General features: G+C 48.9%; 13 protein-coding genes. 9 read left to right on the top strand and 4 right to left on the bottom strand.

Annotated features, from left to right (window positions below; translation table 11 throughout):
- Nucleotides 1–43: 43 nt before the first annotated feature.
- From BC792_RS00240 to BC792_RS00255, 4 genes are all read right to left on the bottom strand, one after another.
- Nucleotides 44–3,451 (bottom strand): SusC/RagA family TonB-linked outer membrane protein, encoded by a 3,408-nt coding sequence (locus tag BC792_RS00240; RefSeq protein ID WP_148906980.1) that lies wholly within the window; start codon nucleotides 3,449–3,451, stop codon nucleotides 44–46.
- A gap of 246 nt (nucleotides 3,452–3,697) precedes the next feature.
- Nucleotides 3,698–4,885, bottom strand: coding sequence for a FecR family protein (locus tag BC792_RS00245; RefSeq protein ID WP_148906981.1), 1,188 nt, complete (start codon nucleotides 4,883–4,885; stop codon nucleotides 3,698–3,700).
- A gap of 147 nt (nucleotides 4,886–5,032) precedes the next feature.
- A complete protein-coding gene (locus BC792_RS00250) occupies nucleotides 5,033–5,827 on the bottom strand; it encodes a beta propeller repeat protein (RefSeq protein WP_148906982.1) in 795 nt (264 codons plus the stop codon).
- Nucleotides 5,828–6,570: 743 nt separating this feature from the next.
- Complete coding sequence (locus BC792_RS00255; protein WP_148906983.1) at nucleotides 6,571–10,254, bottom strand: hybrid sensor histidine kinase/response regulator transcription factor; 3,684 nt, start codon at nucleotides 10,252–10,254, stop codon at nucleotides 6,571–6,573.
- A 442-nt stretch (nucleotides 10,255–10,696) separates the two neighbouring features.
- On the opposite strand from BC792_RS00255, the gene BC792_RS00260 reads away from it, so the two are divergent.
- The 9 genes from BC792_RS00260 to BC792_RS00300 all read left to right on the top strand — a co-directional run bounded on the left by BC792_RS00260 (nucleotide 10,697) and on the right by BC792_RS00300 (nucleotide 26,036).
- Nucleotides 10,697–11,761, top strand: coding sequence for a GntR family transcriptional regulator (locus BC792_RS00260; protein ID WP_148906984.1), 1,065 nt, complete (start codon nucleotides 10,697–10,699; stop codon nucleotides 11,759–11,761).
- A gap of 105 nt (nucleotides 11,762–11,866) precedes the next feature.
- Nucleotides 11,867–14,728, top strand: a complete 2,862-nt coding sequence (locus tag BC792_RS00265) for a glycoside hydrolase family 2 TIM barrel-domain containing protein (protein WP_148906985.1) — start codon at nucleotides 11,867–11,869, stop codon at nucleotides 14,726–14,728.
- Nucleotides 14,729–15,015: 287 nt separating this feature from the next.
- Complete coding sequence (locus BC792_RS00270) at nucleotides 15,016–16,353, top strand: rhamnogalacturonidase (RefSeq protein ID WP_246154722.1); 1,338 nt, start codon at nucleotides 15,016–15,018, stop codon at nucleotides 16,351–16,353.
- Nucleotides 16,354–16,360: 7 nt separating this feature from the next.
- Entirely contained in the window at nucleotides 16,361–18,283 is a 1,923-nt protein-coding gene (locus BC792_RS00275) for a rhamnogalacturonan lyase (protein ID WP_317131700.1), read from the top strand.
- 18 nt (nucleotides 18,284–18,301) lie between these two features.
- Nucleotides 18,302–19,066: a rhamnogalacturonan acetylesterase gene (locus BC792_RS00280; protein ID WP_148906986.1), complete on the top strand. Its 765-nt coding sequence runs from the start codon at nucleotides 18,302–18,304 to the stop codon at nucleotides 19,064–19,066.
- Between the two features lie 79 nt (nucleotides 19,067–19,145).
- The gene (locus tag BC792_RS00285) at nucleotides 19,146–19,943 is read left to right on the top strand and encodes a rhamnogalacturonan acetylesterase (protein ID WP_148906987.1); all 798 of its coding nucleotides are present in this window, start codon (nucleotides 19,146–19,148) and stop codon (nucleotides 19,941–19,943) included.
- Between the two features lie 17 nt (nucleotides 19,944–19,960).
- Nucleotides 19,961–21,559, top strand: coding sequence for an arylsulfatase (locus tag BC792_RS00290; RefSeq protein WP_148906988.1), 1,599 nt, complete (start codon nucleotides 19,961–19,963; stop codon nucleotides 21,557–21,559).
- Nucleotides 21,560–21,851: 292 nt separating this feature from the next.
- The gene (locus BC792_RS00295; RefSeq protein ID WP_148906989.1) at nucleotides 21,852–23,000 is read left to right on the top strand and encodes a glycoside hydrolase family 88/105 protein; all 1,149 of its coding nucleotides are present in this window, start codon (nucleotides 21,852–21,854) and stop codon (nucleotides 22,998–23,000) included.
- Between the two features lie 69 nt (nucleotides 23,001–23,069).
- On the top strand, nucleotides 23,070–26,036 hold the full coding sequence (locus tag BC792_RS00300) for a DUF4982 domain-containing protein (protein WP_148906990.1): 2,967 nt from the start codon (nucleotides 23,070–23,072) through the stop codon (nucleotides 26,034–26,036).
- Nucleotides 26,037–26,042 lie beyond the last annotated feature (6 nt).

Below are 26,042 nucleotides of genomic sequence, written 5' to 3' on the forward strand. Positions count from 1 at the left end.
TCATCAATAGTATAGATGAGCTCGTTGCGCTCGGTTTATTCTTTTAAAATTTAAGGTTCAAACCAAACATAACCGTTCTTGGTTGCGGATAGAAGCCCAGATCTATCCCTGTTACCCAGGATTCGTCGTAACCATAGCCTATCTCCGGATCCATCCCGCTATAACCGGTCAGGGTCAGTAGATTCTGTACGGTGGCATACATACGTAACTGGCTGAATGGTGATTTATTCCACAGCTTTCGAAAGTCATATCCCAGCGTGATGTTCTGTATTTTGACGAAGTCGCCGTTTTCAATGTATATATCGGATATATACTGATTGTTGGTGTGGCTGCCGCTCGTAAGCCGGGGTAGTTTGTTCGAGGTACCTTCGCCATGCCAGCGCTCAAATATTTCAGTCGTATAATTTTGCAACGGGCTGTCGGCAAACGAACGATATGACTTCGCAATTTGGTGCCCGAAGGAACCGATTGCGGTTAGAGAAAGGTCGAAACCTCTGTAACCGAAGTTGAGGTTTAGGCCACCGCTGAAATCGGGATGCGGGTTCCCGATCATCACTTTGTCGTCGTCCGTAATTGCGCCATCTCGATTACTGTCTACGAAGATCACATCGCCGGGCTGCGCATTTGGAAGGACGCCTAACCCGGTAGCTCTTAGCGCATCAATTTGTTCTTGCGTTTGAAAAATGCCATCGGTCTGGAATCCATAAAAATATCCAATGGGATAACCCACTTGGGCACGGTACATCTCTTTTGTACCTTGGCTAAGGACATCTGGCTGTCCGTGGATGATTCCCTCCAAGTTAGCGATGCGTAACACTTTATTTTTATTATACGCTCCATTGATACCGATGCCATATCGAAAGTCGCCGCTAGTTTCTGTCCAGTTAAGTCCAAATTCTATCCCCTTGTTTTCAACATCTCCGCCGTTGATAAAAGGGGCTGATGTTCCGTAAATAGCTAGTACCGGCGCCTGAACAAGCCAGTCCTTTGTGGTCTTTTTATACCAGTCAAAAACAACCGATAGTTTGTTATTGAGGAACCGTGAATCGAAGCCGATATTCAGTTGTTCCGAGGTCTCCCAGCTAATATCGGGGTTTGCCAGTATGTCGGGGTAAGCCCCTCGATTTAACGTACTCTTGTTGTTGCCAAAATAGTAGCCGTTTTTCGCGTCAATAGCAATAGTTGCTAAATATTGGAATGGCGCAATATTCGCGTTTCCGTTTTGACCCCAGCTTGCTCTCAATTTCATGAAGTCCATCCAACCATTATCCCTCAGAAACTCCTCGTTGGTTATTACCCATCCTGCTGAGGCGGAAGGGAAATATCCCCAGCGGTTTCCTTTAGCAAAGTTAGACGAACCGTCTGCGCGTAGCGTGAAGGACGCCATATAAGTTTCTTTTATATTATAGTTTGCGCGCCCAAAGAAGGAAGCGATGGATCCTTCGGGCCAGTGCACGCCGCCGACAGTAGGTATAAAGCCTGCGTAACCTTGAGCGTTGCTGACCCATGCCTTGTTCCACTGTCCTGGAAACGACGAGTTTGCGGTTACGACGCTTAAATCTTCACCGAGTCCGGTTTTTTCAACCGATTGCCCGATGACCAGGTCTAATTGATGGTCCTCTCTGGGATCCATGCGGTACCTTAATGTGTTTTCAAGCAGCAGATTGTAGCCGAGCCCTTGGTTCTGAGATATATCATCTACAGCGTTGGTGAGCGTAGTCGAAAGAGCGTACGTCGGTGTGTATTGCCTATAGGAGGACGCATTAAGCCGGTAACCGAAATTAGATCTGAAAACCAGATTTTTGATCGGTTGAATCTCCAGATACGCGTTTACGGACAGGTTGTGGCTCTTACTTAGGTTGTGTCCGCGGCGATAGTACATTTCGGCAACAGGGTTTGCGGTGGCTCCATCAAACACCCATCCATCGGCCTCTTTGCTCGCGAGGTCATAATATCCGCCATTGTCGTTTAGGAGCGGCAACAGTGGATTTCCTACGAGCATATTATGTATATCGTTCCAATAGATGTTACCGATTCCGATACCCGACCGCTTGCTGAAGCCGTAATTGACATTTTCACCGAAGGTGATGATATTGAACTCATCATTCTTGAGTAAGATATGCTCGGAATTAATGCGGGCCGTGTGACGTTGAAAGTGGGGTTCAACCGGCACCCCCATGATTCCTTCCCGGTTTGTGATCGAATAGCCTAACGAGAATCTGGATTGGTCTGATCCGCCCAACATGTTTACCGATGAGTTTTGAAGCACAGCGTTATCATTGTGTATTTCTTTCAGCCAGTTTGTACCGTTCCAGGTGCCGCGCATTATTTGTTCGTATTGCTTGGGAATAAGTTCGGCCCAGTTATAGGGCTCTGCTCCTTCATTGAAACGTCGCTCATCCTGGATGGCCATATACTCTTTGGCCGTTAAGAGGGATGGTAGCTTGTAGGCGTTTTGAAGGCCAACATAGTTGTCGATATGGACGGTCATTTTTCCTTCCTTCCCTTGTTTGGTGGTTACGAGCACCACCCCGTTTGCCGCTCGCGAGCCATAGATTGCTGCCGATGCGGCGTCCTTCAGCACGTCAATACTTTCGATATCAGAAGGGTTAAGCATATTGATGTCGCCTCCCGGAACCCCGTCGATTACATACAAAGGAGAGGAGTTCCCTATCGTTCCCAAACCGCGGATGGTGACTTTAAAACTTTCTCCCGGCATGCCGGAGTTTTGGGTAATCTGTACTCCTGGAGATTGACTCTGCAGGGCCTCGAGGATATTCGGAGTGCTTAACCTTTGGAGATCTTCGCCCTTCACCTGAACCGTCGCTCCAGTTGTCAGTTTTTTCTTCTGTGTCCCATATCCAACCACTACCACTTCGTCAAGATCATCAAAACTGGCTTTTAAGGTGATGTGTACGACCTGTCGATCACCCACGGCAGTTTCTGACCGTTGGAAGCCGACATAAGTGGTTTGAAGGACGTTGTTGTCGGCGTTTACAGAAATGGTAAAATTTCCGTTTTCATCGGTCGTGGTTCCAGTGGATGTGCCTAATATCTGTACCGAAGCTCCTTGGATAGGCTGGCCTTGTTCGTCGGTCACCTTACCGCGCACGATGCGCTCCTGCGGGAGGCTGCGGGAGGCCGCTTCACCAAGGGGCCTTGCTGTGCGCTTCAGAATAATGGTGCCGTCGGAGATTTCCCATGCGATTGGCCTGTCTTTAAAGAGAAGGGTCAACGTCTTCTCAAGAGATTGATGTTGGATATCCGCCGTGATACGTGTGGAGGCTATGTCTTTCCCATTGAGAAGAAAAGGCATACCGCTTTGTTTTTGAACGGAGCGCATGACGTTTATCAAAGGCGAATTAACCGCTTTGAGGGAGATATTCTGCGCGAATCCGCTTGCGGAAAGTTTAAAGATGCTCAGGATAGTAAGTAAGATGGTTAGTTTCATGTTGCGTATCCCACGTTTTATTTCGGATCTGGCAAGGCACCTCCTGCCATAATCGTTCTGTTGTATAAAAAGCATATTTTTGTACACTAGATTTGTTGTGAATTAAGTGTTTACTGATCGTAGCACACAATAAGTCTCTTCGGACCGGATAGGGTGTGCGAGACCCTGTTCGGTTCTCTATTTACGTAAAGGTTACGTAGGATAGGCGATGTTTGTAAAGTCCATAGGTTTTTTGTTTAGTGTTTATTATTGGATAACTATTAATTGCTGATATGTCCCCCGTGACTTGAGCTTGAATTTCACGCCACTTTTTTCGAGGATTCTTAGTACCTCAGCTAAGTTTTTTTCACGGCCGATTTCTCCGTAAAAATATGTCGGTGGTATTACTCCCTGATATGCCACGTCTATATTATACCAACGGCTGATACTCTTCATCAAATCGCGTAGTTCCGTTTCATAAAATAGGAATTTGTTTTCCTTCCAGGCGATGAAGCTTTCGACGTCTACATTTTTTAACTTAAGCCCGTCCGAAGAATAGACTGCCTGCTCGTTGGGGGATAGACGAACCCGATGATGGCCGGCGCTTACTGTTACTGCTCCTTCGACCAGCGTCGTAGTCGTGTTTGTGTCGTCGGGATAAGCAGAGATATTAAATGAGGTCCCTGTCACTTCTACTGTCTGATGTTCGCTGTGAACTTCGAATGGTACGCGGCTATTGTTGTGTTCGAATTTCGCTACCTGAAAGTATGCCTCGCCTTTTAGACGGACAAGACGTTTCTGCTGATCGAAGACGAGCGGATATTCAAGCTCAGACCCTGCATTTAGCCAAATCCGGCTACCATCGGCAAGGGTAATATTGTATTTTCCGCCCTTTGGGACTTTTATCGTAGCGGTGATGTTGGCAGACTTCGCTTTATCTAAGGATAGCAGCGGCGTGCCGTCGCTGTAAGCAAGCTGCCCCTGAAGGGTGATGCCGTCTTTATCACTACGTAAATTGATTTTCTGGCCGTTGGAAAGCACTAGTTCAGCCTTGTTAGAACCGCCTTGAATGGCAGATAGTGTCATTTCAGCTTTTTTATCAGATAGGTTTTCCCACTGAAGAAAGCTAAATGCACCGATTATGAGCAGTACCGCTGCTGCTACGTATATGGCCACGGTCGTTTTTTGCTGTCGGTAGAGAGTAGAGGGCGTTGGTTGGATCTTTTGTAAGACGTCGGCTTTTAACTGTTCTGTCCACTCTTGTTGATTCTCCTGATTCAATTCCATCCAAAGCATGACGTCTTCGAAGAGCGCTGACCCGTCTAGGATTTTCTCGAATAGCGCCTCATGTTCAGGTGCATCGGACCGCCACTGATTTAATATTATTGTTTCTTCGTCGCTTATTGCGCCTTCAAGATATCGTTTTATAATTCTCGCTATAGCCGTAGAATCCATAGATGTTTATATCGGTTATACGCATACAACGAACAGAGCGACGAAATCTTAGCAGATTTTTAAAAAAAGACAACAGCAGAATTATTAAACAGCAGAGCACAGCGAGGAAGGAGAGTAAAACGCGCCGCGCAAGGCTCTCCGCGATCTTTACCAGCTGAGTAGGGGTGAGCGGCTAATATATAAGAGTGCAGAGTCGGTGCTGGTGGGATAAACCTTGCTGCTTCCTTTTGTCGACCATTCAAAGCGGGTGCCTTCAGCACCTACGTAGAGACGCTTTTGTTCATCGAGATAAAGACAGTTAACCCGCCGCGAAAAGGGGAAATATACAGGGGTACTGATGTCGTTCCTAACGAGCTGCAAAGTATCGGGCTGAGGTAGGAGCCCTTTCCGCTGATCTTCCACGGTATATATATTTGGTGCAATTTCAAAGTAGGTACTATCGTCGACGGCGGCGCGGTTACGTAACACGAAAATGTCTGTATAGACGCTGTAGTCGTATTTCCCCTCCCGTTTCCATGTATTGCCAAAGTCTTGAGAAAATAGAAAAGGATGGTGTCCGGTACTACTGCCTGCTTGATCGATAAAGCTTCCCAGGGCACACAGCTCTCCGTTATACATATACAGGCCCGAAATACCCAGTTCTCCCTCGTAGATGCGCTGCCATGTCAATCCGCGGTCTGTGGTCCGATAAAGGTGATATAGAGAGGCCACGACCAGTGTGTCGTCAATATTGCCGTAGATTGCGCTGATACCGCGGAGCTGCCCTGGTATACTCAGTTTCATCCACCGTGTGTCGAGCGTTTCTGGATCCATGTCCAGTTCGCTATCCTTTTTACAGGCGCTGAAAAATAGGGAAAACAAAAGCATGCTCACGACGAACCGTACTTTTAGCAGCCGTCCTGCACAAAGTAATAAGGGGTTTGCGGATGCTGTAGATCTCATAATTTAAGCCGCTGTAGTTTCGACTAATTTAATAATTATCATTCATATTACCATATTATTTTTTCTGTATAAGAATAGATGGGTTTATGAATTATGTGGCCACCTTTATGTACGTCGTCTGCTTAGACGGGTACAATTGGCCGTGCTTGTTGTCGTTAATGGAACAGCGTTCTTCCGGCGGCAGAAGTTTTTGTTTATTCCGCTTGCATTGATAAGTTGTCTGTGTGAAGAAAAGCGTCAGCAGAAAGCTAGGCTGATTCTAAAAGAGAGGAGCGGAGCGTAAAAAGAGCAGCCTCCCGGAAGAGAGGCTGAACCTTGACTAACCTATATGAAAAAAACTTCAACGTAGCACGTCTATGGCGATTTTCCCCGTCTGTTGCATCGTTCCGGAAGTCCAGATTGGCAGACGACAAATCGATGAGCAATAATAGTGTTTGTTTTGCATGTAGGCAACCTGCTCCGTCCTGTCGCTCGCGTTCTACAAGTCGGCCTAGGTAGAACTTCCGGACGGAACAACAAAACAAACAGCCCTCGCATCGGGGCTGTTGTCGCACTAAATTGTATGTGAAATGAAAGGCGTATGGCACGGAAAGGGCAAGCTTGCCGCACCATCCGATCCGCCGCTGTCTATGTAAATTAACGTAGAGAACTTTACTTACACAGGGCGGATCCGGTTGTTATTACAAGAATACGCACATTACTTCGATCCGGCAACCCGAACTGTCCTGCTTGCGTGGTTATCCTTATTGCTTCGCGTACTCGCTGGGCGAGTAGCCGTACCTACCTTTAAAGCTTTTTCTAAAATATTCAGGATCATTGAAGCCCACCATATAGGCCACTTCACTAATCAGGAACTTCTTGTCACGTAATAGCTGTTGAGCCCGTTTGAGTCGCACCTCCTTGATAAGGTCAGCCATACTATAACCTGTCAGCGCTTTCATCTTTCGGTAGAGCTGCGCGCGGCTTAGTCCTATAGACTGGCATATTTTATCAATCTTTAGATCAGAATCGGCGATATGCTCTTCTACGTAGGCCAGTACTTTCTGGAGCAGCTGCTCATCGGGAGAACGTATGGACATTTCGAGCGGTTCTACTGAGATCTTCCGCTTAAATTTCTCCTGAAGACTAAAACGGGATAGAAGCAAATTTCTGACTTTCAGCGATAAAATAGGGAGGTGGAACGGTTTAACCACGTAGTCGTCCGCACCCGTTTCCAGCCCCTCCACCTCATAGGCAAGCAACGTACGGGCGGTAAGCAATATAACCGGAATGTGGCATAAGAGGATATCCGACTTTACCATCCGTGTAAACGAAATCCCATCCGTTTTGGGCATCATTACATCGCTTATGATGATGTCGGGCATGTGTTTTTTTGCCATGGTAATCCCTATGTCGCCGTTGGGTGCCTCGAAGACCGTGTACGTGTCGGCAAAAAATGAAGCTAAGTAATGTCGCATGTCTTCATTGTCCTCCACGAGCAACAACGAGCACTTGCGCGGTAGCGTAAAGGCAGGCTGTGGGAAAGAAGAAGGGGGGAACCGGCTGACAAAACTCTCGTTGGCAGCCTTGTGGACGTGCGTAGCTTCACGCCCCATATCTGAGAAGTTGGTAGGCAACGTTATACGGAAGCGGGTCAGGTGGAACTGGGTTGCATGCGACCGGCTTTGGGCAGTTAATGTGCCGTTATGTAACTCTATCAGTGATTTGCTATAAGTTAGCCCCAGTCCAGTGCCTCCTGAGACCGTTGTTTTCCCCTGTAGGAAGGGCCTAAAAATCCGTTCCAGATCTTCTGGAGGTATGCTCGATCCGTTATCGAGTACGTCTATGATCACGTCGTTGTCCGGACGGCTGATGCGGATTTTGATGATGCCTTCGGGAGGCGTAAACTTGATTGCGTTCGATAAAAGATTATAAAGGACCTTTTCTATTTTGTCTGCATCCACTGCGAGAAGGACTGTCGGAGCAAAAGAAGCAATCTTCAGGTTTACAGCCTTTCGTTTGGCTTCCTGCAAAAACGCGCTGCAGGCTTTGTCAACCAAAGATACGAGATCTATTTCAGTCCGTTCGAGCGTCTCATGGCCGGTCTCAAGGCGCCGTATATCCAATAGCTGGTTAACGGTCCGCAGTAGCCTATTACCGTTATTTTCCATGGTTTGGAGCTGATCCTGCATGCGCATATCATCCCTGTTCCAGTTTTTTAGCTGCTGTATGGGCGAGAGAATTAGGGAAAGCGGGGTCTTTATTTCGTGGGAGATGTTCGTGAAAAACTGAAGTTTACTTTCGTGTAATTCTCGTTCTTTTTCATGAAGAATAGCTTCGTAGGCTAACTCGGACTTGAGTCGCGTGTACCGGTTGATGTAGTAATAAAAAGCGTAAAGAAGTCCTGCAAATACCAATGCATAGATGACGTAGGCACCAGCGCTCGCCCACGGAGCGGGAGCTACAGCGATCTGTAGCGCGGTCGGTGTGGTTGTCCATACGCCGTCGCTATTGGAAGCTCTGACTTTAAACGTGTAATCTCCCGGCGCTAAGTTTGAGTATGTGGCTATACGTTTGCTGGCGTCGGTGTATACCCAGTCCTTATCGAAGCCTTCTAGCATGTAGGCATATTTATTTCCTGCGGGGTTCGCAAAGTGCAACGCTGCAAACGTTATGCTGATGCTTTTGTCCTCATGGGTGAGACGGAGGGAAGGGGTAAGGTAGAGTGGTCGGCGAAGGATAACCCTGCCGTTCACCTCCTGATTTACGGCCACCTGCTCATTGAAGACGCGAAGTTCGGTGAACACCACGCGCGGCGCCACAGGATTTGTACGTATGCTATCTGGAGAGAAGTAACTCACCCCCCGATTTCCGCCAAAGTAAAGGCGGTGGGTCAGCCTACTTCGGTAGACAGCCCCGTCTGCAAACTCGTTGCTCTGTAGCCCGTCTTGTTTTGAAAAAGTACGTATAGCGAGCGTACGCTTCGTTATACGGGATATGCCCTGTTTGTGGCTTACCCAGATGAAGCCATTGCGATCCTGTGTGACACCGGCGATGGTTCCTTTGGGCCATAAGCTCGATCGTTGGGACAGGGGGATAACCTTTGTGGTCATCGGATCGTAGAGGTCGAGACCGTTTCCCGTGCCAATCCAGAAATGGTGTTCGTCGTCTTCAAAAATGCTATAAATCCGATTGTCGCTCAGGGCGTTGTCGGTAGCAGATTCATGTTGTAGCCTCCGCACGAGTTTTAGACCACCTTTCTCGTCTTCTTTGAAAATGGAGATCCCTCCTCCTTCCGTTCCCGCCCAGATCTGTCCTTTGGTGTCTACAAGAATGCTCCATACATGGGGCTCAGGCAGCGCTTTGCCGAGATCAAACGATTTTATCTGACCTGTACGGCGGTCGTACTTCAAGATGCCGTTCCATGTCGCAAGCCATAAGTTGGTTTTTGCATCTTCCGCGATACCAAAGACGCCGGTTCCAATTAAAAGGGGCGAGTTGATGCGCCGGACGCGTTCTGTGCGCGCACTTACAAAATCAAGCCCGCTTTGAGAGCCGATCCATATATGTCCTTTTGAGTCGCAAAAGACCTTTTTAATATAGTCGCTTTGAATAGAATGATCGCTCTCCGGATTGTGTCGATAGTGGTTATACGTGCCATCTTGCTTAATCAGGGTGATACCTTTGCTCCGCGTGCCCACCCATAAATTGCCCTGCAGATCTTCGGAAATGGATCGGATAATATTCTCGGACAGCGAGTTCCTGCGGTCGGCGTAGTGGTATAAATAATGAAAAGGAGTAGCCTCTAAGTAACTTCGGTTAATACCGTTACTATACGTGCCCAGCCAAAGGACTTGCTGATCGTCAAGAAAGACATCGCTGACATATGCATCGTTGATAGACCAAGGATTGGATGAATCTACGGTATATGTTTTCCTTTTTCCTGACAGCAGATTGGTCTCGACCAACGCCGTGCTCAGGTTGTCGAGATGCCACCGCGTGTTTTTATAGGTGAAATTAACTTGCAGGCGATGGTCGCGGCGGTTAATCTTTCCCCGCAGTTCCGGTGGACATTGATCTAGCGGCAGACGATCAAAATCGTCGGTTTCATAGCGATACCGGCAGAGATATTCCTCGTTAAACGTCGATATCCAGATGTCGCCACGCCCATCTAGCAAGACGTTGTGTATACGGTTGTTGACAATGCTGTGCGGATCGTTGGCGTCGTAGCGGTAAACGCGGATGTCGTACCCGTCGTATCGGCATAAGCCTGACCATGTACCGAACCACATGAACCCATGTTTATCCTTGGCTATGCCGTGGATAGTGCTGTGGGGCAAGCCGTTTTCAGAGGTGATGTGATCAAATTTGAGTTGTAGAAATTGCGCCCTACACGATAACGTACAAGCCAATAGACAGAGCCACGTGATAAGCTTTACTACATGCATAATTTTTGTTTCGGTTAGCGTTTTGAAAATCTTCCAGATCGATGAGCCCGTTTAAGATGGCTAATTGTTTTGACGTTTCTTATTTGGATACGGCTTCCTGCATCCTTAAAAAGTGTACTCCATTTTTTCGGAAACCTTTCTCTCTCGTACCCTCCGAAAAGAGCTACAAGTTTTGATGATCCAAATCTAAACAAGCTCTAAATTATAAAAAAAACGTGTAAAAGCTATCATGACCTGTCATGCCGAAAACGTTGGTTATGGGAAGGAGGTGTACAGGACAAAATGAGTGAGAGGGGCCGAGACAGGACAAATGAATCATTTTTACGGGAATTATGAGCTGTTTTTACGGGGGTGACAGGGCGTCGCGGCTTAACTTTGACTCATACGGCACGCTGTGGCCTATACGCTAATCATCATTTCATTTAAAACCTAAGTATCACGCATGGAAACACTAATCATTTCATCGAATGCGCGCACTGTTATAAACGCGGAGCTGATTAAGTCGATAGCCATCAATGACTTCTCCGCTACGCCGAAATATGTACAGCTGGCGGACGCCATCGTCGGAGCAATTAAGAACGGAATTGTTCAGGTAGGAGATCCTTTGCCTTCGATTAACGACCTCAGTTATTATCTGCAGATTGCGCGGGATACTGTTGAAAAAGGATATCGTAAGCTTCGTACCGAGGAGATTATAGCTTCTTCGCCCGGCAAGGGATATTTTGTGGCGAGCGTGCAGTCGTTCCGGCTGCGTGTGGCCGTCTTCTTGAATAAGCTCAGCGCCCACAAGAAGATTGTCTATGACGCCTTTGCTCAAGAGATAGGAGGGGAAGCTTCTATCGATCTATTTGTTTACAATAGTGATATCACACAGTTGCGAACGTTACTGCAAGGACTGTCGAAACCTTATGATCACTATGTCGTCTTTCCCTACTTTAAGGAAGGGAGGGATAAGGCGGCGGAAGTACTTTCCGTTATACCTCCAGATAAGCTACTTCTGCTGGGACGCGAGATAGAAGGGCTGAAGGGAGACTTTCCGATTGTCTGCGAAAACTATGAAAAGGACATTTATGAAGCGCTGGAGAGCATCCGTGACCCGCTATCTAAATACGGTATGCTTAAGTTGGTTTTTCCTGACAACAGCGACTACCCCAAAGCTATTATCAAGGGATTCTACAAGTTCTGTCAGGATTACGCTTTTGACCACGTTCTCGTCGATAACCTACGCCGCGAACATATTAAAACGGGAACCTGTTACATCAATCTGGCAGAAGATGATCTCGTGCATCTGCTGGATAAGGTACGCGTAAAAAATCTGTCCGTAGGGCAGGATGTTGGCGTCATCTCCTACAACGAGACACCGTTAAAAAAGTTTATCCTCAATGGCATCACAACGGTATCTACAGATTTTAAACTTATGGGGGAATATGCAGGAGCGTGTATTTTAAACAATTTAAAAAGTAGGCTGGAAGTGCCTTTCTACACGGTACTCCGCGCTTCTGTATGAAGGAGGGGAACGTCGTAGGGCACGCGGAAACAGGACGGCTCAGGTTGCGACTGTTGTGGTCTATACCTAGCTTAGTCCTCATTATAAATCAAAAGGTCTGAACAAATGATTCCGGTAAAGTATATCCTTTTCTGTTTTTTTATTGTTTTTTGGAGCGTGGGAAGCGAGGCGCAGTCGCGGAAGGAGATACAATATCTTTCTGGGGTTGACAACGAAAATACCGTCGACTGGGCGTTTTGGGCGACGGCCGGTAGGCGGGCCGGTAAATGGGAGAAAATCGCTGTTCCAAGCCATTGGGAACAACAGGGATTTGGCGCGTACAATTACGGCCGCGACTATGTTACCTATGGCAAGAACTTTCGGTTTAACGAAGAAAAAGGAATATACCGACACCAATTCTCTGTGCCGGCCCATTGGAAAGGAAGGAAGATCTCCATCGTATTCGAAGGATCGATGACCGATACGGAGGTAAAAATCAACGGGAAACAGGCCGGAGATAAACATCAGGGTTCTTTCTATCGGTTTAAATATGATATCACGGATAAACTGATATTTGGCGAGGTCAATCAGCTCGAGGTAACGGTTGCCAAGATGTCCGACGACATGTCTGTAAATAACGCGGAGCGATTAGCCGACTACTGGATCTTTGGGGGAATTTACAGACCCGTTTATCTCGAAGCTACACCGACCACACACATTACATGGACGGCCATAGATGCAAAAGCCGACGGTACATTCCGCGCAAAGGTGCATATGGAAGGAATAACGGCAAAGACACCTTTACGTGTAGAAATTAAGGACAACGACGGCACGGTGGTGGGAGCGTCGTGGGTTGATGTAAACCACGACGACTCCACAGCTATGCTGCACGTCCGTATAAAAGATCCAAAGCGTTGGACGGCGGAAACGCCTAACCTATACCGCGCCACCTTCACGCTCGGGCCGGAGGGAAAAGAGATATACCGTACACAGGAACGTTTTGGCTTCAGAACGGTGGAGGTTAGGCATGGCGATGGTATTTATGTGAACGGCGTGAAAGTGAAGATGAAAGGAGTAAATCGTCATGTTTGGTGGCCGGAAACAGGGCGATCCGTGAATAGAAGAATCGATCTTGAAGATGTTAAGCTTATCAAGCAGATGAACATGAATGCGGTGCGCTGTTCCCACTATCCGCCCGACAAATCGTTTTTGGAATTTTGCGACTCCTTAGGACTATATGTGCTGGACGAGTTGGCGGGCTGGCAGAAAGCGTATGGGACACCCGTAGGAAAACGGCTGGTAAAAGAGATGGTGATAAGAGATGTTAATCACCCCTCTATTATCTTGTGGAGCAATGGAAACGAAGGAGGACATAACAAAGACCTTATTGAAGAGTATCATCGGTACGATCTGTCGCGCCGGACGGTGATACACGCCCACCACCGGCCGGGGAACGAGATAAACGGCATCGATTGTAATCACTATGAGGACTATTACTCTACCCAAAAGATTTTAGAAGGACCGAACATCTATATGCCGACAGAATTCTTGCATGCGCAGGACGATGGCGGCGCGGCAGCGGGGCTGGCCGACATTTGGGAGCTGCACTGGCGCGCGAAGCTGGGCGCCGGCGGATTTATCTGGAACCTGGCAGATGAAGGGCTTGTCCGCACCGATTTCCATGGCGCCATTGATGTCAACAAAGTGAACGCTCCCGACGGCATCCTCGGGCCGCATCGCGAGAAAGAAGGGAGTTTCTATGCTATCCGCGAAATTTTTTCTCCCGTACATATTAAAGTGAAAACACTTCCTCAAAATTTTTCCGGAGAAATAGCGGTGGAAAATCGTTTTCATCACACCGACCTGCGGCAGTGCCGCTTCCAATATAAACTTGTTAGTTTCCGGAAGCCTTATGATGAGCAGGCAGGTTTGGACACTTTACTGGTTAAGGATGTGCCGTCTCCCGCTATTGCGCCTGGACAGCAAGGCAGATTAAAGCTTCCGCTTTCCGCCGGCTGGAAAACAGCTGATGCTATATGGCTCACCGCCGTGGATCCGTACGGTGAGGAAATATATACCTGGTCCTGGCGGATCAAGAATAATGCTGCTATTGCTAAGGAAATTTTGCCGCTTAAAACAAAGTCTGCTGTAAGCCTTTCCGAAGATTCCGCCAACTACACGTTAAAGGCAAATGGAATTACCGTCGTAATGGCCAAGCAAACCGGTCAGCTGGTAGACCTGGCGAACGACTATAGTATGAAACTATCGTTTACGGATGGACCCGTGTTAGTCGGTGGACAGTATACGTTGACCGCGGCTAGAACGTTTATGGACGGTGACAGCCAGGGACTGGAATTCGCATATGATGGCGATCTGAAGAACATCCGTTGGACTATGTATCCAAGCGGTTGGCTAAAGCTCGATTATACGTATCAGGTCAATAAGCCCGTTCCCTACGCCGGTGTGACTTTTAGCTATCCCGAAAACTATATTATCAGCGCCAAGTGGTTAGGAAACGGACCGTACCGCGTCTGGAAGAACCGGCAGCAAGGTGTGACCTTGAACACGTGGGAGAATATGTATAATGACGCCAAAGCTGGTATTGGGCCGTGGATCTTTCCCGAGTTTAAAGGATATTTTTCTGACGTTAGCTGGATGCAATTCAATACCACACAGGGAAAATTTTTAGTTGTGACAGAAGAGGATAATATGTATGTCCGCCTATTTGATTTCTATGGCATTTCGGGGCCCAAGGGATACCCCGCGCTGCCGGAAGGAGATATCTCTTTCCTGGATGCTATTCCTGCCGTCGGCACGAAACTGGCAATGGGCATCAACAACAGGGCTGAAGTCAATGGTCCGGCGGGCGAGCTAAACAGCCTTACAGGGCCTATAACACGTACGCTTCACTTTTACTTTGGACTGCCGAAAGGTGAGGAGGAGAACATGCAGTTTGTTATGCCTAAAGAGAATATCCTCACGGATTAAGATGATCGGGTCATAGTAGTGGATCTTGCGCATTGCCGGGCCGGCGGTCCGACAAGCACACATCACAAATATTTTACAAAGCAAAAGAAGTGAACAAATACGCGGCCGCCCGCCCGATAGTAGTGACGAAACCAGCTTGTCGGAGGCGCCAAACAGGACACTACAGGTTGCCCCTCAGTGTATTAGTTGATAGTTTAGGATTGTTGAAGGTTGTCGATTGCCGACACCAGACATGCTGACCGGAAAAGACACGATGTTTTTTCTTTATAAACGAACTACATAACGACATGATGAAGAATAAACCCTTACCACTCCTTCTCGCTTTTCTAACGTTTTTTTTAGGAACGACGGTTTTAGCGCAAAACCGCTTTCCGGACGGAACCCCTATTCCAGCGTGGTTTGATAACGTAGAACCTACCGACATCGCTTCTTTGGGCAAGGCATACCGTATCACCGATTTTGGAATCGTCCAAGATAGCACGCTTATACAGACAGAAAAAATACAGGCCGTTATTGATCGCGCTCACCGGGAGGGCGGAGGCGTTGTCATCATACCGAAGGGTACCTACCTCAGCGGCTCTTTGTTTTTCAAGCCGAAGACACATCTGCATCTAGAGGACGGAGCGGTGTTGAAGGGGAGCGACGATATCAGCAACTTTACGTTGCTCACCACGCGAATGGAAGGACAGACCGTAAAGTATTTTGCCGCCTTAGTCAATGCGGATAAGGTGGATGGCTTTACGGTGTCCGGGAGTGGAACGCTCGACGGTAATGGCTTACGCTATTGGAAATCTTTCTGGTTGCGCCGCGGATTCAACCCTAACTGTACCAATATGGATGAGATGCGTCCCAGGATATTGTACGTGTCCAACAGCAAGGATGTGCAGGTGTCTGGCATCCGTATGAAGAATTCACCATTCTGGACATCGCATTACTATCGCTGTGAAAGGGTCAAGTTAATCGGCCTCCACATCACAGCTCCCGAGAAGCCGGTAAAAGCCCCCAGTTCGGATGCTATTGATCTAGACGCTTGTCATCAGGTACTGATTAAAGATTGTTATTTATCGGTGAACGACGACGCCATAGCGTTAAAGGGCGGAAAGGGGCCGAACGCTGATAAAGATCCCGACAATGGAGCGAACTACAATATTATCATTGAGAATTCGACCTTCGGTTTTTGTCACAGCGCGCTGACATGCGGAAGCGAGTCCATTCATAGCTATAACGTTATTTTCCGTAACAATACGCTGGACAGGGCGAAGAAGCTGCTGCAGCTTAAGATGCGTCCCGATACGCCGCAGGAGTACGAACATATCTTGATTGAAAATGTGAAAGGCAACGCGGGAAGCTTACTCTTTATCAAACCGTGGACACAGTTTTTCGATCTGAAGGGAGAGAAGGATATCAAGCTGTCTTATGCACGCCATATCGTACTACGCAACGTAACACTTGATGTCGACATCCTATTCGACGTGCATAATTCGGAGCAGTATAAATTGTCCGATTTTACGTTTGAAAACATGACTGTCAACGCAGCTAAACGTCCGTATATACACCAGGAATATATTCAGAATTTCACGCTGCGGAATGTTGTCGTCAATGGTAAGAACGTGGTCCAAAAATAAGCGGAGAATGAACAGTCTAGGCACGCAGACAAGGGTGATTCTTGTTCAGATATGGTCGATTTCTGCCTTCGTCCTAATGGTAGGCGTTGCGTGGGCGCAACCCCATATGGAGTATCTGGATAGAGGATTGGTGGCGATCAAGACAACCGGGAATAGCGTTTTTCTGAGCTGGCGGCTGGTGGCCACAGACGATTATGATAAAGCATTCCATCTTTATCGTCAGTATACCGGGAAGAAAAAAGTACGCATTACGGAAAAGGCTATAACAGCAGGTACCAATTATGTCGACAGCACGGTAGATGCCAGCAGAGATGTCGCGTATACGCTTGTGAGCACATCTGGGGAGCACGAGCGATTGGAGGGCCAGCTGACCCTTCATGGAAAGGACGCTGTGCAGCCCTATCTTGAAATTCCACTGCGGACACCGAAAGGATATACGCCCGGCGACGTCTCGGTAGGCGATCTGGACGGCGATGGGTCCTACGAGCTGATCATCCACCAAACCGGCAAGGCCCACGATAACGCACATAACGGGCTCACGGACGATCCTGTTTTTCAGGCATATAAGCTGGACGGCACCCTTATGTGGGAGATCAATCTGGGGAAAAATATCCGAGAGGGAGCCCATTACACGCAGTTTTTGGTTTACGATTTTGACGGCGATGGACGGGCTGAATTTGTGTGCAAAACCGCAGATGGAACCCTGGACGGACAAGGAACGGTTATCGGCGACGCAAAGGCGGATTGGCGCGATACGGTGCGTACCTCGCCAACCTATGGCAGAATACTCAAGGGGCCCGAGTTTCTGACGGTATTCGATGGCTTGACCGGCGCGGCCCTGTGTACGGTAGATTACCTCCCGGAACGGGGAGATTTGCAGCGATGGGGCGACACAAAGGCGAACCGGTCTGACCGGTTTTTGGCCTGTGTAGCTTACCTTGACGGCGAGCATCCCAGCCTGGTGATGACGAGAGGATACTATGAGCGGACGGCGCTCGTAGCATGGGATTTTAAAGATAAGATGTTGAAGCAAAGATGGGTGTTTGATACACAGACAGCCAGGCACCCCTATTCGGGCCAAGGCTATCACAGCTTGTCGGTTGCGGACGTAGATGGTGACGGTAAAGATGAGATTGTTTTCGGAGCGATGGTTGTTGATGACAACGGTAAAGGGCTATACAGTACAGGACTGGGACACGGTGATGCGCTACATGTTGGAGATCTCGACCCTGACCGGCCGGGCTTGGAGGTGTTCGGTATTCACGAACTAAAAGGAGGGCGTAAGGGCGTAGGCGTAGCGTTGCGCGATGCAAAAACAGGCGAGATTATTTTTAAGGGGGCGATAGATCAGGATGTCCCAAGAGGGGTAGCCGCTAACATTGATCCGGCGCGCCGTGGCGCCTATATGTGGTGGCTGGGATCGCCCACGCTGTACAATATGAAAGGCGATGAAGTCGGCGCAGCGCCGAAATCGGCTAATTTTTTAATCTGGTGGGACGGCGATCTGAGTCGCGAATTGCTGAACAGCAATTATATCGAGAAATATGAGGAAGGCATCATATTCCGTGCATCCGGAGCGCTGTCCATCAACGGAACGAAGAGTACGCCTAACCTAAGCGCCGATATCCTCGGCGACTGGAGGGAAGAGCTCATTTTGCGGTCCGAGGATAACCAGTCGCTGCGTATCTACACATCGACAGTTCCGACGCGCCATCGGCTGTATACGTTGATGCATGATCCTCAATATCGGTTAAGCATAGCCTGGCAAAATGTAGGATATAACCAACCTCCGCACACAAGCTATTACCTGGGAACGGGAATGGACAGGCCTCAAAAACCACACGTCCAGCTTGTTCGGTATAGCAACGGCCCCACAGCGACGGCGTCACCGGGGGCTCGTTCGAAGGGAAACAGCTGGAAGACACCGTAATAGAAAGAACGTATACACATGTTAAAAATACAGGTCATATTGTTACTGGGCGTTTTACTATGGTCGTTTGGCCAGCAGCGAAAACCTACTATCTATATTATTGGCGACTCTACCGTGCGCAATACTGATCAGGAGTACTGGGGATGGGGATCGCTTCTCCCGGAATTTTTAGATACAGCTCAGATTACTATTGCCAACCACGCAATGGCTGGACGTAGTACACGGACATTTCAAAAAGAAGGACGATGGGATAAGGTTGACTCGCTGCTTAAACCGGGTGATTACCTATTGATCCAGTTTGGACATAATGAGGGAAGCCGGCCCGATACCACGAAACAAGGATATAGAGGGGTGCTACGCGGAATTGGGAAGGATTCCGTTGTGCTGGACTGGGGCAACGGGAGGACCGAAACGGTCTATACATATGGGGAGAACTTAAGGCGTTTTGTACGTCAGGCCCGACGTAAAGGGGCGATGCCTATCATCTTGTCTATGATTCCGCGAAACCAATGGAACCAGGAGGGACGGGTTAAAAGAGCGGATAGGGACTTTGGGCTATGGGCAAGGCAGATCGCCGACGAGGAAGGTGTTCCGTTCGTAGACTTGAACGAGATCACTGCCGCAAAATATGAACAATTGGGGCCGGATGCGGTTAAGGAGAAATACTTCCCGGGCGATCATACACATACAAACAAAGCGGGGGCGTGGGTGAATGCAGCTTCCGTTGTCGAAGGTCTACAGGCTATCCAACATCCGTTGGCGAAATACAGGAAACGTCCATGACTCCCAACAAGGTTGTGATACTGGAAGATGCTGACAGCGTTATGTCGAAATATGTCAAAAGGAACAAAAACGAAGTAAAATGATGATGCGTTTATTCTATGTGGGGCTGCTGATTTGTCTAGCTACGCTCGTTACGGCGTTTATCGCCAAGAACGATAAACCCACTTTGTACATTATAGGAGATTCCACGGTAAAGAACGGTCGTGGCGACGGATCCAATGGCCAGTGGGGGTGGGGGAGTTTCCTTCACCTGCATATGGATACGGCTAAAATCAACGTCAGAAACAAAGCTCTAGGAGGAACGAGCTCACGCACGTTTTATAATGACCCTAAGCTTTGGCAGCCTGTTTTGGACAGCATTCGCGCTGGAGATTTTGTGATTATGCAGTTCGGGCACAACGATGCGAGTCCTATTGTCGATACATTACGGGCAAGGGGAAGCATCCGGGGAAATGGCGATGAGTTTAATGAGGTGGACAACCCCCTGCTGAAGCAACGGGAAATTGTATATAGTTACGGTTTCTACCTTAGGCGCTTCGTAAAAAACATACAGGACAAAGGAGCCTATGCCATTATCTGTTCGCCGATACCCCGTAATGCATGGGAAGGAAATAAGGTGCGGAGGTCGGATTATAGTACGTGGGCGGAAGAAGCAGCCAAACAGTCCGGCGCCTTTTTTATTCCACTGCAGGATATGATCATTGCCGCCTACGAGGAACGGGGAAAGAATTTTGTGAACGACCGTTTTTTTGAGGCAAAAGACAATACGCACACCACCCGTGAAGGGGCCGGGTTGAATGCCTCTTTAGTTGCCCGCTTTTTGGCAGGCAACCCGGAATCGGGTCTCAGGCGGTTTTGTACAACGGGCATTCGATGAAGTTTAATATGTGTTCTATGAAGTTTATCTGTGTTTTCCTGCTGCAGATTACGGTGTGGACTGTTTGCGCGCAGACGAACCGGCGGCCGAATATCATTGTCGTTTTAGCGGACGATATGGGGTATGCTGATTTAGGATGTTTTGGTTCTGAGATCCAGACGCCCAATTTAGACAGCATGGCCCGGGAAGGCGTTATGATGACAAACTTTTATAATGCATCCCGCTGTTGTCCATCCAGAGCGTCGTTGCTGACCGGTGTCTACCCGCATCAGGCGGGTATTGGCGACATGATGAATAAGCGGCCGTATCCGGCCTATCAAGGATATCTGAATCGCAGTTCGGTGACGTTGGCGGAGGTTCTTCGGCAGGCCGGGTACGGAACATATATGGCCGGGAAATGGCATGTGGGGCAAGAGCGCGACAATTGGCCCCTCCAACGTGGGTTTGACCGTTACTATGGGTTGATCGACGGAGCCAACAGCTACTTCGAAAACCGGCCATATCGCCCGTCCCAACAGCTTACTATCGCGCTGGATAATGATGCGGTTTCTACTCCGGCAGACTATTACAGTACCGATGCCTATACCGACCATGCGATAACTTTTATCAGACAACATCTAAATACCCGTAGGCAGGATCCTTTTTTTGTTTACCTGGCCTTCCAGGCACCGCATTGGCCCCTGCATGCCAAACCGCAGGATATTGCCAAATACAAGGGCGCTTATATGGACGGCTGGGGTAAAATTAGAGAACGCCGGTTCGAACGGCAAAAGTTGCTCGGGCTTTTTCCGTCGTCGACCAAGCTTCCTCCTCACGACGCCACGATTGTCGACTGGGCATCCTGTACCGATGATCAAAAAACACAATGGGACGAGCGTATGGCCGTGTATGCTGCGATGGTGGATGCAATAGACCAGAATGTCGGACGCTTAGTGAAATGCCTCCAACAGGAGGGGGCATGGGAAAATACGATTTTTCTTTTCCTGTCTGACAACGGCGCGAGCCACGAAACGATCACCGGTACCGGCTTTACCGACGAAATTTTAGCGGCCAATGATCTGCCGGCGGGCAACCCACGGTCGTTCACATCCTACGGTAAGGAAGGAGCAGCCGTCAGTAATACGCCGTTCCGGAAGTATAAGCACTGGGCGTTTGAGGGCGGTAATGCCACGCCTTTTATTGCCTATGGGCCCAGTTTTATACCCAGCAGGCGGCAGGTTCACACCCCTGCCCATCTCATTGACCTTATGCCTTCCTTAGTGCAATGGGCAGGCGCCATCTATCCGAAAGATTACGGCGGGCAGCCTATCCAACCTATGGAAGGTATACCGCTACAGTACATTTGGCAGGACCATCACGCCGTTGAGGAACGTGCAATCTGTTTTGAACACGAGGGGAATAGGGCCGTCCGCAAGGGGCGGTGGAAGCTAGTCTCCGAATATCCCGTTAACCGATGGTGTTTATTCGACCTCTTGACCGACCGGGCGGAGTCACACGACATCAGTGCGACGTATCCGGAGATCGTCGAAGAGCTGTCTGCTATTTATGCGTCGTGGGCAGCGCGTGTCGGTGTCATTCCCTATGAAGTGCTTGATAAGAAGCGATCGAAATTGTAACAGTAACGTTATAGCGAAGAACAGGCCTTGGGTACTCTCTGGGCGGCGATATTGCCGCATCACAGGATACTACAGGTTGCCGGCCTACCCCATATATGCTATTATCGCAGATGAACCTTATAAACCGGATAGCGTCGATAGATGATCCGTGAATGTGTCAAAAAGCAGGTTGAGTGTCAGGGCGATGATGGACCGACACGGTGCCGTTTATCGTATAGAAGTGCTTGCGCGATAAGGCGATGCGAAGACATCGGCGTAGGTGGACAACAGGTTACCAAAAGTGATAGCGAATATGATTAGAATTAAAAATAAAATCTTCTTTTTAGTGTTGACACTGGCGCTGGGAGCCTGTGTATCGCAGCGAGCGTCTTATAAAGCAACGAAAACGACGCCTGAACAGGTGCTAACCGTACTACGTAGTACCAATGCTTATTTTATGCAGAAGTGGCCGGACACAGGGAAGCCGATTTACACGAACAGGTGGCGGCCAAGCAATATATGGACGCGTGCCGTATATTACGAAGGATTGATGGCTTTATACCAGATTGATCCCGACAAGCGGTATTACGATTACGCAGTCGATTGGGGCACGCAACATAAATGGAGTATGCGTAATGGAGTGGAAACGCGAAATGCAGACGACCAGGCATGCGGTCAGATTTACCTTGATCTTTACGAGATGGATCCCCAGCCGGAGCGCATGGCGGCTATTAAGCAGAATATAGATTATATCATCCGTTCAGGTAAAGTAGACGACTGGACATGGATTGACGCCATCCAGATGGCTATGCCGGTGTTCGCAAAATTAGGTGTGATGTTGAACGACGAAAGGTATTTCGATTATATGTATAAAATGTATACACATACTAAAGCAGTTGAAGGCGGAGGCCTTTATAATCCGGAGGATAAACTTTGGTGGCGCGATAAAGACTTCGTGCCTCCATATAAAGAGCCAAACGGGGAGGATTGCTATTGGTCGCGCGGAAATGGATGGGTAGTAGCCGCGCTGGTACGTGTTCTTGACATTCTGCCGGAAACCGAGAAACACCGGACGGAATACTTAGAGGACTACAAAAATCTGATGGAAGGCGTCCTTGCCGTACAGCGCTCTGACGGTTTCTGGAATGTGAGCCTGCATGACCCCGGACATTTCGGTGGGCGCGAGACCTCTGGAACGGCATTGTTTGCCTATGGCATGGCCTGGGGTATCAATAAGGGTATATTGGACGCCACAATCTATAGGCCGGCTGTAGACAAGGCTTGGTCGGCAATGGTCAACGAAGCAGTACATCCATCGGGCTTTTTGGGCTACATGCAGGGGACAGGTAAAGAACCTAAAGATGGGCAGCCGGTGCGTTTTGCCAGTGTGCCTGATTTTGAGGATTACGGTTTGGGATGTTTCCTGCTGGCCGGAAGCGAATACTATAAGCTGCTGAAGTAGGCTCTTCCACAGCATTTAATGTTGAACGTAACGACACCTGGGACAGTGATTGTAGTAAATTATTAACGCATGAAAAAGAAAGTTCTATCCATCGTATTGTTTTCGTTGTGGTGTTGTCTAGGAACGGCGCAACCGCGGCAGACTTTTAGTTTCAACGCGGAGTGGCGCTATCATATTGGAGATCTGCCGGGAGCGGAACAGGCTAACTTCGATGATACGGCCTGGAGAAACACAACGTTGCCGCGGGCGTGGAACGAAGACGAAGCGTTTGCAAAACCCATTCACGAACATAGCACAGCCATCGTATGGTACCGTAAGAAGTTTTCGGTACCGAAGGATGTGCCGTCCGATAAGGTATTCCTTGAATTTGAAGGGGTACGGATGGGCGCAGAATTTTATGTCAATGGAAAGTTGGTCGGCAGGCACGAAAATGGGGTTATGGCCGTGGGACTTGATATTTCTGATGTCGTGCTCCGCTCTGGGGAAAACACTATAGCTGTCCGCACAGACAACAGTTGGACATACCGGGAGAAAGTGAGCAACAGCACTTTCCAGTGGAATGATAAAAATTTTAATGCGAATTACGGCGGTATCCCAAAGAACGTATGGATACACTTTACAGGAAAGCTTTATCAGACGCTTCCGTTATATTCGAACTTAGGGACTACGGGAACCTATGTTTATGCGAAAAAGATAGATGTCGCGGGGAAGCGCCTGGAGCTGCATGTCGAGTCAGAAATAAGAAATGAAACAGACGAAGCAAAGGACGGAACGTTCCTTGTCGACGTAAGGGATATGTCCGGCCGGCAGGTCAGGTCGTTTGCTGTACCTTTTTCGATTGAGGCCGGCGGACGTAAAATACTGTCCGCTCAATCGCCGCTTACTGGGGTAAACTTCTGGAACTGGGGCTACGGCTACTTGTATACGGTTACATCGACATTACGGGTAAGCGGGGCCGATGTAGACGTTGTCCACACCAAAACCGGCTTTCGGAAGACAGCATTTAAGCAGGGAATGGTTTTCCTGAATGATCAGGTATTGATGATGAAAGGGTATGCACAGCGCACCAGCAACGAGTGGCCTGCTGTAGGGCTGTCTGTACCGCCTTGGTTGAGCGACTTCAGTAACCGCATGATGGTGGAGAGCAATGCCAATCTCGTGCGGTGGATGCACGTCACGCCTTGGCGCCAGGATGTAGAGTCCTGTGACCGGGTGGGATTGCTGCAGATGCTTCCCGCGGGAGATGCCGAGAAAGATGTCGAAGGGCGCCGATGGGAGCAGCGGAAAGAGCTGATGCGAGATGCGATCATCTATTATCGGAATAGTCCAAGCGTCTTATTTTATGAAAGTGGAAACGAATCCATCTCGGAAGAGCATATGGCCGAGATGAAAGCTATCAGAGATCGATTCGATCCGCACGGCGGACGTGCTATCGGGTCGCGGGAGATGCTGGATAGTAAGCTGGCGGAGTATGGTGGGGAGATGTTATATATTAACAAGAGTGCTAAGCATCCCATGATAGCAACGGAGTATATGCGGGACGAAGGTCTGCGAAAGTATTGGGACGAGTTTACCTACCCATTTCATAGAGAAGGAGAAGGGCCGCCTTACAAAGGTAACGACGCCAGCGACTACAATAGGAATCAGGATCAACATGCTTTAGAGGCTGTCAGACGGTGGTGGGAGTATTGGAAAGTGAGACCTGGAACGGGACGGCGGGTCAGCTCGGGAGGTGTCAACATTATCTTTTCTGACTCCAACACGCATTACCGGGGAAAGGAAAACTACCGCAGGAGCGGAGAGGTAGATGCAATGCGGATTCCGAAAGATGCCTATTTCGCCCATCAGGTCATGTGGGACGGGTGGGTTGACGCGGATCCAAAAGGCCTTCACATTGTTGGCCACTGGAACTATAACGACGGATTGCAAAAAGATGTATACGTAATAAGCGGCGGTGAGCGGGTCGAGCTATTCGTGAACGGACGAAGTCAGGGTTTCGGGCAGCGCTCTTATCAATTTCTATTCACATTTCCTCAGGTATTGTTCGAAAAAGGCGAAATTGTTGCCCGATCCTACAATGCGGAAGGTGAACTGCTGAACGAGAAAAAAATGCAGACGACCGGCGAACCTTATCAGTTGAAATTGAAGGCTGTGCACGGTGAAAATGGGATTTTTGCTGATGGCAACGATATGGTGCTTGTCGAGGTGGAAGTACAGGATAAAGAGGGCCGCCGGTGCCCGACGGCGACCAACATGGTCGATTTTGCTTGGGAGGGGCCCATGGACTGGCGTGGAGGAATTGCACAGGGGCCCAATAACTATATTCTTGCCGAGTCGCTTCCGGTAGAGGGCGGGGTGAACCGCGTACTGTTGCGCACGCAATACGGCCGCGGCGGCCACGTTGTGGTGAGGGCGCAGGCGAACGGGCTGCTTGGGGATAGCTTATCCTTCGGGGTCAGTCCGGTGGACGACAAATCGGGGCTCTTTATCAAACATGCAGCCGCTGGTTTGCCATCCAATATGCAACGGGGAGAAGGGATAAATAAGCGTCCTTTACAATGGACCCGACGAAGTCTCCTCATTGCAGGGGCGCGTGCAGGTGCCAACGAACACCGGGCTTCCGCCTCGTTTGATGATAATGAACTGTCAGACTGGGTGAACGACGGACGTCGATCAACGGCGTGGATTGAATATACGTTAGAAAAGGTATCGGATATCGATGAGATTGACGTTAAGTTGAATAACTTTAGGTCGAGAGCATATCCACTCCAGATCTTTATCGATGATAAGCTGGTTTTTGACGGCGAGACGGAGACGACGTTAGGATACTACACGATAACTGTGCCGCGTACACGGGGACGTCGCGTAAAAGTACAGTTGAAAGATTCTTCCTATGTCGCCGCAGAAAACCTGCATGCAGAGATTGGAGGGAAGAAACTGGATGACGGCGTCGCCCGCGACGATGCGAATGCACGGGGAACATTGAGTATCATAGAAATTGACATCCATTCAAGACTGCATCCTAAGGAGGAGTAACGGTCT

The organism is Sphingobacterium allocomposti, from assembly GCF_008124885.1.
GTDB lineage: Bacteria > Bacteroidota > Bacteroidia > Sphingobacteriales > Sphingobacteriaceae > Sphingobacterium > Sphingobacterium allocomposti.

What these genes read in the sequence shown, in the direction of transcription:
- BC792_RS00260 (WP_148906984.1), top strand. Translation starts at nt 10,697, where the DNA reads ATGGAAACACTAATCATTTCATCGAATGCGCGCACTGTTATAAACGCG.
- BC792_RS00280 (WP_148906986.1), top strand. Translation starts at nt 18,302, where the DNA reads ATGTTAAAAATACAGGTCATATTGTTACTGGGCGTTTTACTATGGTCG.
- BC792_RS00240 (WP_148906980.1), bottom strand. Translation starts at nt 3,451, where the DNA reads ATGAAACTAACCATCTTACTTACTATCCTGAGCATCTTTAAACTTTCC.
- BC792_RS00270 (WP_246154722.1), top strand. Translation starts at nt 15,016, where the DNA reads ATGATGAAGAATAAACCCTTACCACTCCTTCTCGCTTTTCTAACGTTT.
- BC792_RS00285 (WP_148906987.1), top strand. Translation starts at nt 19,146, where the DNA reads ATGATGATGCGTTTATTCTATGTGGGGCTGCTGATTTGTCTAGCTACG.
- BC792_RS00255 (WP_148906983.1), bottom strand. Translation starts at nt 10,254, where the DNA reads ATGCATGTAGTAAAGCTTATCACGTGGCTCTGTCTATTGGCTTGTACG.
- BC792_RS00245 (WP_148906981.1), bottom strand. Translation starts at nt 4,885, where the DNA reads ATGGATTCTACGGCTATAGCGAGAATTATAAAACGATATCTTGAAGGC.
- BC792_RS00300 (WP_148906990.1), top strand. Translation starts at nt 23,070, where the DNA reads ATGAAAAAGAAAGTTCTATCCATCGTATTGTTTTCGTTGTGGTGTTGT.
- BC792_RS00290 (WP_148906988.1), top strand. Translation starts at nt 19,961, where the DNA reads ATGAAGTTTATCTGTGTTTTCCTGCTGCAGATTACGGTGTGGACTGTT.
- BC792_RS00265 (WP_148906985.1), top strand. Translation starts at nt 11,867, where the DNA reads ATGATTCCGGTAAAGTATATCCTTTTCTGTTTTTTTATTGTTTTTTGG.
- BC792_RS00250 (WP_148906982.1), bottom strand. Translation starts at nt 5,827, where the DNA reads ATGAGATCTACAGCATCCGCAAACCCCTTATTACTTTGTGCAGGACGG.
- BC792_RS00275 (WP_317131700.1), top strand. Translation starts at nt 16,361, where the DNA reads ATGAACAGTCTAGGCACGCAGACAAGGGTGATTCTTGTTCAGATATGG.
- BC792_RS00295 (WP_148906989.1), top strand. Translation starts at nt 21,852, where the DNA reads ATGATTAGAATTAAAAATAAAATCTTCTTTTTAGTGTTGACACTGGCG.